This is a genomic window from Flavobacterium hercynium (genome assembly GCF_002217285.1).
Taxonomy (GTDB): domain Bacteria; phylum Bacteroidota; class Bacteroidia; order Flavobacteriales; family Flavobacteriaceae; genus Flavobacterium; species Flavobacterium hercynium.
The window spans coordinates 1-5,425 of the sequence record NZ_MUGW01000063.1 but is presented as its reverse complement, the minus strand read 5'-3'; the positions used below and the strand labels follow the sequence as shown (position 1 = coordinate 5,425).

Below are 5,425 nucleotides of genomic sequence, written 5' to 3'. Positions count from 1 at the left end.
GCTGTACAGATGAAATAACACATACTGTAGCTGCTTTAGTGAATATTACCATAACAGGACAATTGATCAATGATGTTCTTTGTAATGGAGATTCTAATGGTTCAGTTAAGTTTGATGTAGATAATTTTGCAACAACATATACCAGTGCCTTAATAGCAGGTTCTGCTACAGCAACTTTAACCCAAACAGGAAAAGAAGTTTTCTTAACCAATGCACCGGCAGGTACTTACACAGTTCGTGTAACAGATGCTATAACAGGATGTTTTGCAGATGCTTCGGTAACAGTGGGTCAGCCTGCGCCATTAGGATTTAGCATAACTAATTTTCAAGATGCTACTTGTAATACAGGAGCTCAGATTTCGGTTACAGCAAGTGGAGGAACTCCTAATTATCAATATGCTTTTGTTTTAGCAGGTGTTACACCAACACCGGCAGATTATACGAGCAATTTTAATGCTCTTTTAGATCCTGCTCTTGGATTGAATTGGAGTGCTTATGTGAAAGATGCTAATAATTGTGTAAATGGTTTCTCTTTTGCAATAGCAGTAGATCCTTTGCCAGGTAATATCACAGCAAACGTGCTGAGTCATTGTCCATCTGCAACAGGTACATATACCTTTACAGTAAATGTAGGGTCAGGAGTTGGACCTTTCGAATATAGTATACCGGGAAGTGGTTTTCAAACCAGCAATACTTTTGTGGTAAATGCACCGGGAAGTTATGATGTAACGGTTAGAGATGCTAATGGCTGTCAGGTTACAATACCGGCTTTAGTAACTATTTTACCGGCATTACAATTAAATGCGATTGCTACGGCATTACCAACTTGTACAGTAGTCAATGGCGGTAGTATAACAGCTACAGCTGCTGGAGGTTCAGGTATGGCTAATTACAGTTACTCTTTAAATGGAGGAGCTGCTATAACTACAACTCCTGCAGTATTTAATAATGTTGTAGCGGGAAGCCATATTGTGCGAGTAACTGATACTGTAACAGGTTGTAGTGTTGATGTAACAGTAGTGGTTTCATCGCCTACTTTAATTACAGGATTTGCTTTGGCTAAAACTGATGTAACTTGTAATGGAGGATCAGATGGCCGTATTACAGCAAGTTTAGCGCCAAGCGCTCCGGGTGTAAATGATAATCCTGTTTACCAGTATAGTTTAACAGGTACGACAGTTTCAGGAGTTGCAGTTACAAGACCAAATCAGGTTAGTCCTGATTTTGATCTCCTTGAGGCAGGAACGTATACCGTAACGGTAACTTCCGGTAGAGCTTGTCAGGATGCGATTACCATTCAGATTACAGAGCCGGCTTTAATTGTAGTGGCTACTCCGGTAGTAGTACAATATGCTTGTAATGCAGGAAGTAATGCATCGAACTATGCAACAGTAACAGCCGCAACTGTTACAGGAGGTTCAGGAGTGTACACCTATGAGTTTATCAGAAATGGAGTTGCTGTTCAGAAAGGAGCACAAAACTTATATACAGAATCTGATTTCTTAGGAGGTAGTTATATTGTAAATGTTACTGATGACAAAGGATGTACAGCTGCTGCTACAACAGCAGTAACAGTTAATCCGTTTATCGGATTAGATATTATAAATGTAGTGAAAGTGCCAATAACGTGTGTTTCTAACGAAGAAATTACCGTTTCGGTTGCCACTACAGGAGGAACACCGGCATTGTTAGACTATAGTGTTGTTGGAACTAATAACCCTTATAATCAAGCCAATACTACAGGTGTATTTACAGGTCTTACAATAGGAAATTATATGATTACTGTTCTGAATCCGGTAACAGGCTGTAGTATACAGCAAGCGTATTATGTTGCAGATCCTAATACTTTTGAGATTAAGGCTAATACAATAGTCAAAGAGATTTGTTATGGTACCAGCGATGGAGTTGTAGAATTAACTTTTGTGGATAATTTACCTGTTCCCGTTGATAAATCAGGACCTTTTGATTATACTATAACAGATGGAGTTACGACTATTACAGGAACAACCACCAGTGCAGGTCCAATTACTATTGCCAATCTGTCTGCAGGTCAGTATACTGTTACTGCGACACTTATAGCGAACCCTCAGTGTACGGTAACAACAATATTTAGTATCACCCAGCCGGCAGCAGCTTTGGCTCTAAGTACTACATCATCAGCTATCACCTGTATCCCGGGTACTGACGGAGAAATCACAGCATCAGCATCACAAGGCTGGGGAGCACCTTATGAGTATGAACTTGTTTTAAATGGAGCAGTTGTAGTTCCTTATCGAACTAATGGTCATTTTACAGGTCTTGGAGCAGGAGTATATACGATTAATGCCAAAGACAGTCATGGCTGTGTGATAAGTACAACAGAAACACTGGTTATTCCGGCACCTATAGTAGTTATCGCTACTGTTAACACACCGATGCTGTCTTGTTTTGGAGACCGAACAGCTGTAATTACAGTTGCACCACCAACAGGAGGACAGGGAAGTAATTATCTGTACACTTTAAATAAAACGTCAGTAACACCGGTTATTGTTTCAGGTCCGCAATCGAGTGCTGTTTTCAGTGGCCTGGGAGCAGGAACTTATACCATAACTGTTACAGATGGATTTAATTGTTCGGCTACCTCTGTTGATATTGTTATTGCAGAGCCAACAGTAATAAGACCATATTTAATAATATCAAAAACACAAACTTGTTTAACCCAGTCAGAGCTTACTTTAAGTGCGACAGGTGGTAATGGTCCTTATACTTATAGTGCAGATGGTATTAATTATAGTACCACAACATTTGCGAGTTCTGTTACTTTTTCAGTTCCGGTGGGTAACTACCAATATTATGTGAAAGATGCTAATGGATGTGTAGCTATTATTTCTAATGGAGTTTCTATTCTTCCATTGCAGCCATTAGTAGTGAATTTAGACCTTACTAATGCAATAGTTAAGTGTAATGGTAATGATTCAGGTGTTATTGTAGCTAATGCAACAGGAGGTTTGGGAGCCTATTCTTACACCCTTGAAGATGGCGCAGGTAATGTCTTAGTAGCTGCTCAGAACACTGGAAGATTTGAAAAGTTGTTTGTTGGAACCTATGTAGTAAAAGTAACAAGTGTAGATTGTGATGCAAGTTCAGCTTTAATTACTATTACAGAACCTGCAACAAAAATTCAGGCAACCTTTGTACCTACAGCTGTAACTTGTTTTGGAGAAAACAATGGTAAGATTGTGGTGAACGCTTCAGGAGGAACAGGAGTTATAAAATATGCTATTTCGCCTAAGCTGAATCGATTTGTTTATTCTAATACATTTGAAAAATTAGCAGCAGGTACTTATACCGTAGTGGCACAAGATGAAAATGGATGTTATGAAACAACTACTGTTGTTGTTAGCCAGCCTAATCCAATAATTACTATCGAAGTTCCCGGCTCAATGATTCCGGAGCTTTGTAAAGGTGATAAAAATGGAGCTTTTAGTATTGAAGTGTCAGGAGGTACAGGGCCTTATAGTGTAAGCTTAGACAGTGAAAAAGGTCCTTATACTCCAGGAGCTAATGGTCAGACTGTATTTGATTTTAATGGTATCCATGGAGGAACTCATATTGTGTACATTCGTGATGCTCAAAATTGTACTACTGAATACACAGAAAAAATGCCTTTACCAATAGTGCTGGAACCAAAAGTTACAGTTAGTTATGAATGTGTTAATAATGCACAGGCTAACAGAGTAGAAGTTACAATAGATGAGAGTAATACAGATCCGAATCTTATAAAATATGATTTAGATGGAAACCCGGCTACCGTTCAAATTAGTAACATCTTCACCAATATAGCACCTGGTTATCATATCATAACGGCTGTTCATAATAATGGCTGTTACCAATTCTCAAAACAATTTTTAGTGGAATCGTATGAACCATTAACATTAGCAATAGATGCGACAAAAGAGATGAATGTACTTACTGTAAAAGCTAGTGGAGGAGCGCCTAAATATGAATACAGTTTTAACGGAGAACCATTTACTACTTCAAACAAGTATAAAATTTATCAATCAGGAGATTACCATGTAATTGTAAGAGATCAAAATGGTTGTGAAGCAACGATTATTGTTCCTGGTTTATATGTTGATGTTTGTCTTGATGATTATTTTACTCCAAACGGAGATGGTGTTTATGATGGTTGGGGTCCTGGTTGTACCAATATTTACAATAACCTTGAATTTTCAATTTTCGATAGATATGGACGTGTTATTAAACACTACCACTATGGAGAAAAATGGGACGGTAGATACAATGGTGAAGAATTGCCATCAGGAGACTACTGGTATGTTCTTAAGCTAAATGATGTAAAAGATAATAGAGAGTTTGTTGGACATTTCACATTATACAGATAACCGGCAAACATTAATAGATCCTATTATATCATCTAAAAAAAACACAATGAAAAAATTTATTATATCTTTAGTACTCATGGCTGTAACATCAGGTTACAGCCAAGAGTTAAACTTACCGGTCTTTACACAGTATTTGGCGGATAATCCTTTTATTCTTTCTCCTGCTTTTGCCGGTATTGGTGATAATCTTAGAATTAGAGCCAATGGTCTGACACAATGGGTGGGTATAAAAGATGCGCCTGAGAATCAATCTTTATTTGCTGATTTTCGTATTCTGGATCGATCAGGAATCGGGATATCGGTATACAACGATAAAAATGGGTATACCAGACAAACCGGGGCTAAGGTTTCCTTTGCGCATCACTTAATTTTAGATTATTATTCTAAGCAATACTTGTCTTTTGGTATCTCGTATAACTTTAATAGTTTTCATATCAATATTGATGAATTTAACAGCACACCCAATCAGCCTATCTTAGATCCATCCATTACGGATAACAGGTATACGACCAATAACAACTTTGATATCAGTATGCTATACCGTTATGAGAATTTTTTTGCCAGTCTTAATGCCAATAATGTTTTAAGAAAAAATATTGACAAATATAAAGGCGTGGAGCCGGATTTACTGTCTAACTTTCAACTTTATAGCGGTTATACTTTTAAAGATGGTGAAAATAGAAATATTGAGTATGAACCATCGGTTTATTACCAGTATTTTGTCAGTGATCAGCGTTCGAGTACGGATTTAAATTTCAAGTACAAACGTTACAATCGCTATGAAGATTATTACTGGATTGGGGTTTCGTACCGTTTTTTGAATGATCAGTTGTTAAAACCATTATCGGCAGGTCCTATGGTAGGTTTTATGAAATCTAAATTCTATTTTGGTTATTCTTATCAGGTGCTCTTTAATGATTTAGGAAGTAATAACTCAGGTACACACATGGTTACAATTGGAGTTGATTTCTTAGGATCTATCAGTAACTGCCCATGTACTCAAGGTCCTGTACATTAAAAATCTGACTAGTCCTAAATAATCG

Annotated in this window: 2 protein-coding genes; both read left to right on the top strand. The window is 37.5% G+C overall.

All coding sequences use genetic code 11. The features are described from left to right. The coding region (locus tag B0A66_RS21185) for a T9SS type B sorting domain-containing protein (protein ID WP_133063745.1) at positions 1–4,382 on the top strand (4,382 nt) is incomplete at its 5' end. Between the two features lie 46 nt (positions 4,383–4,428). Beyond that, the gene (locus B0A66_RS21180; protein ID WP_089051845.1) at positions 4,429–5,400 is read left to right on the top strand and encodes a PorP/SprF family type IX secretion system membrane protein; all 972 of its coding nucleotides are present in this window, start codon (positions 4,429–4,431) and stop codon (positions 5,398–5,400) included. Positions 5,401–5,425: the final 25 nt, after the last annotated feature.